Genomic DNA, 3,758 nt, shown 5'->3' on the forward strand with positions numbered 1-3,758 from the left:
AGTCGACACGCTGCTGGTCCACGATGACGAGTCGAGCGATTCGGGGACCATCGATCGGGCGATTCGTCGAGCGTTGCTCACCGACGCAAACATCCACGTCGTGCCGAACGTCGCGATCCTCGACGACGGCCTCGCCGCCATCCTCCGCTGGTGACCCCACGCCACCCGCCGATCTCGTGAACTGTTCGCGCACGGAGCGCCGCAGAAGATCACGAGATCGGCCGGGTTGGTACGATCGGTGTCGATGCCATCCCGACTCGTCGTCCTCGCGTCCGGGTCTGGGTCCAACCTCCAGGCCGTCCTCGACCACGGTGTCGGCCACGGCAACGGGTCGATCGACGCGTCGGTGATCGGTGTCGTCAGCAACCGCATCGATGCCTACGCACTCGTCCGCGCCGATGAAGCCGACATCGACACCGAACTGGTCACCCTGCTCGACGGCGAAGACCGTCGCGACTACGACACCCGGCTCGCGGGGGCGGTCGCCTCGTTCGAGCCCGACTGGGTCGTGCTCGCCGGTTGGATGCGATTGCTGACCACGAACTTCCTCGATCACTTCCCCGACCGGGTGATCAATCTGCACCCCGCGCTGCCGCGCCAGCTGCCCGGGATCCGAGCGATCGAACGCGCGTGGTCCGAGGCGCTCGCCGGTGAACGCAGCGAGTCGGGCGTGATGGTGCACCTCGTGCCCGACGAAGGTGTCGACGACGGCCCGGTTCTCGCCTCCCGGGCCGTTCCGATCGATGTTTCTGGCACACTGGAGGCCTTCGCCGCCACCGTCCACGACGCCGAGCACGAGCTCCTCGTCGAGACGCTGACGAAACTCTGCGCATCCGACAGCTCCTGAGATCCGAGGTCCACGACATGACCGATTCCGCCCCCGACTCGAACGTCAACGACGGGTTCTTCGATCGCTACGAGGCTCTGACCTTCGACGATGTCGTGGTCGTGCCCGGGTGGTCCGAGACGCTGCCCGACGCGGTCGACACGACCGCCACCTTCGCGGCGGACATCGAGTTGGCCGTCCCGCTCGTGTCGGCAGCGATGGACAAGGTCACCGAGGCCCGGATGGCGATCGCGATGGCGCGCCACGGCGGGATCGGTGTGATCCACCGCAACATGTCGATCGCCGATCAGTCCAGCGAAGTCCAGAAGGTGAAGCGGTCCCAGTCGGGGATGATCACCGACCCGGTCACGCTTCCGCCGACCGCGTATCTCCACGAGGCCGAAGCGCTGATGAACCGCTTCAAGTTCTCCGGTGTTCCGATCACCGACGAGGACGGTCACCTCGTGGGCATCCTGACCAACCGCGACATCCGTTTCTGTGAGGGGACCGACTTCGATCGCCCGGTCACCGAGTTCATGACCGCCGACGGCCTGGTCGTTGCCGAGGTCGGCACGTCGCTCGACGACGCCCGTGCGATCCTGCAACAACACCGCATCGAGAAGCTTCCCCTCGTCGACGGATCGGGGCGGCTCGCCGGCCTGATCACGGTCAAGGACATCCAGAAGCGTCTCGACTTCCCCAATGCCTCCCGCGACGGCCAGGGCCGACTCCGCGCCGCAGCCGCCGTCGGGGTCGGCGCCGACCTCGAGGAGCGGGTCGCAGCACTCGTCGCGATGAGCGTCGACGCCGTCTCGATCGACACAGCGCACGGTCATTCGGCCAACGTCGTGAAGGCGATCGAGCGGATCAAGGGCTCATGGCCCGATCTTCCGGTCACCGCCGGCAACGTCGTGACCGAAGAGGGCGTCGAGGCCTTGCAGAAGGCGGGCGCCGATGCGATCAAGGTCGGCGTCGGCGCCGGGTCGATCTGCACGACCCGTGTCGTCTCGGGCGCCGGAATGCCGCAGCTGTCGGCGATCTGGCACACGACGCGCCGGGCACGCCAGCTCGGGGTCCCGATCATCGGCGACGGCGGAATCACGTTCTCCGGCGACATCGTCAAGGCGATCGCGGCCGGCGCTCAGACGGTCATGATCGGGTCACTGCTCGCGGGAACCGAGGAATCGCCCGGCGAGATGGAACTGATGGACGGCCGCCGGTACAAGAGCTACCGCGGGATGGGTTCGATGGGGGCGATGACCGGCGACAGCGCCGATCGGTACGCCACGGGCCAATCATCGTCGGGAAAGACCGCAGTGGGCGCCGCCAGCCAGAAGCTCGTCCCGGAGGGGATCGAGGGCCGTGTGCCGTATGCCGGACCGCTCGGCGACGTGCTGTACCAACTGGTCGGAGGCCTGCGCTCCGGGATGGGCTACGCCGGTGCGGCGACACTCGACGCGCTGCGTGGGGCACGCTTCATGCGGGTCACCACGGCCGGACGCGAGGAATCGCACCCGCACGACGTCACGATCACCCAGGAAGCTCCGAACTACCAGCGCGGCACGTAGCGATCGGTCGCACGGGCGGGCGATCATCGACGTTGGCGGGCCAATCGTCTGAGCGTCGTCACGCGCTGCGCCGGGGATTTCGCATGTGCGATGGTGGGGTGTGCGCTCCCGATACGAGTTCCCGTACCCACCCGCCGAGACGCGCGAGCGATATCCGTTCCACCGACTCGAGTTCGAGCGCCGTTCGAACGACGCGATGGCCTCGCGAGCGGTCGATTTCCACGCCGAGATGGACGCTCGGCGCAGCGTGCGGATGTTGAGCGACGAGCCGGTTCCCGTCCGACTGATCGAGCTCGCGGTGACGACGGCATCCACGGCCCCCTCCGGTGCGCACCAGCAGCCGTGGCAGTTCGTCGCGGTCGGCGATCCGGCGGTGAAGGCCGAGATCCGACGCGCCGCCGAGGAGGAGGAACGGATCAATTACGAGGAGGGTCGGATGCCCGAGCGCTGGCAGAACGAGCTGGCTCCGCTCGGCACCGACTGGCACAAGGAGTTCCTCGCGATCGCGCCGTGGATCGTCGTGCTGTTCGAGGAGCGGTACGGGATCCGTGACGACGGGTCGAAGCGCCACCACTACTACGTGAAGGAGAGCTGCGGCATCGCCGCCGGCATGTTCATCACGGCGCTGCACCACATGGGTCTGGCGACGCTCACGCACACGCCGAGTCCGATGGCCTTCCTCTCACGGCTCCTCGGGCGCCCCGAGAACGAGCGTCCGTTCGTGCTCTTCCCCGTCGGGTTTCCGGTCGAGGACTGCGAGGTGCCCACGCTGCACCGCAAACCCCTCGGCGACGTCCTCACGATCCTGTGAGGCGACGGTTCGCGCTCAGGTCCCGGTGAAACCCGCGGGTCTGCGCTCGAGGAATGCGGCCACACCTTCGCGGTGATCGTCGCTCTTGAAGCACGCCGCGAGCGATTCGGTGTGGCGCTCCATGTGCTCGCCGACCGGCGCGGTCAGACCCTGGTGGACGAGTGACTTGATCTGGCGCAGACTGTGCGGTGACCCGGACGCGATCTGTTCTGCGAGGGCCATCGCGGCGGGCAGCAGGTCGTCACTCGCCACCACGTCGAGGACGTAACCGAGCCCGAGTGCCTCGTCGGCGCCGATGATCTCGCCCGTGTACAGCAGCCGGAGCGCGGGTTGCAGCCCGATGATCCGCGGGAGCAGCCAGGTGCCCGCGCCGGTGTCCGGAACCAGCCCGCGGTGCACGAAGTTCCAACCGAACCGGGCGTTCGCACCGGCGAGGCGAAGGTCGCACTGGGAGCTGAACTCGGCCCCCATTCCCACCGCCGGGCCGTCGATCGCACCGATCGTCGGCTTGCTCGCCTCGGCGATCGGCCACCAGGCGTGGCGGTCCGCTGCG

At 67.9% G+C, this 3,758-nt stretch carries 4 protein-coding genes; 3 read left to right on the plus strand and 1 reads right to left on the minus strand.

What is annotated here, in order from left to right; translation table 11 throughout:
* The first annotated feature begins 244 nt into the window (after positions 1-244).
* The 3 genes from purN to WBV89_RS15725 all read left to right on the plus strand — a co-directional run bounded on the left by purN (position 245) and on the right by WBV89_RS15725 (position 3,205).
* Positions 245-847 carry a phosphoribosylglycinamide formyltransferase gene (gene purN / locus WBV89_RS15715; protein ID WP_423982291.1) on the plus strand — a complete coding sequence of 201 codons (603 nt, stop codon included), beginning with the start codon at positions 245-247 and terminating at the stop codon, positions 845-847.
* 17 nt (positions 848-864) lie between these two features.
* Entirely contained in the window at positions 865-2,394 is a 1,530-nt protein-coding gene (gene guaB / locus WBV89_RS15720; protein ID WP_423982292.1) for an IMP dehydrogenase, read from the plus strand.
* A gap of 100 nt (positions 2,395-2,494) precedes the next feature.
* The gene (locus WBV89_RS15725) at positions 2,495-3,205 is read left to right on the plus strand and encodes a nitroreductase family protein (RefSeq protein ID WP_423982293.1); all 711 of its coding nucleotides are present in this window, start codon (positions 2,495-2,497) and stop codon (positions 3,203-3,205) included.
* Between the two features lie 15 nt (positions 3,206-3,220).
* On the opposite strand, the gene WBV89_RS15730 is transcribed toward WBV89_RS15725, so the two are convergent.
* A partial coding sequence (locus WBV89_RS15730) for an enoyl-CoA hydratase/isomerase family protein (protein ID WP_423982294.1) occupies positions 3,221-3,758 on the minus strand: 538 nt, incomplete at its 5' end.

Source organism: Ilumatobacter sp., from assembly GCF_049588435.1.
In the GTDB taxonomy this organism is placed as follows: Bacteria; Actinomycetota; Acidimicrobiia; order Acidimicrobiales; family Ilumatobacteraceae; genus Ilumatobacter_A.

Coding starts and splice junctions, on each gene's coding strand:
- guaB (WP_423982292.1), top strand. CDS start 865: ATGACCGATTCCGCCCCCGACTCGAACGTCAACGACGGGTTCTTCGAT.
- purN (WP_423982291.1), top strand. CDS start 245: ATGCCATCCCGACTCGTCGTCCTCGCGTCCGGGTCTGGGTCCAACCTC.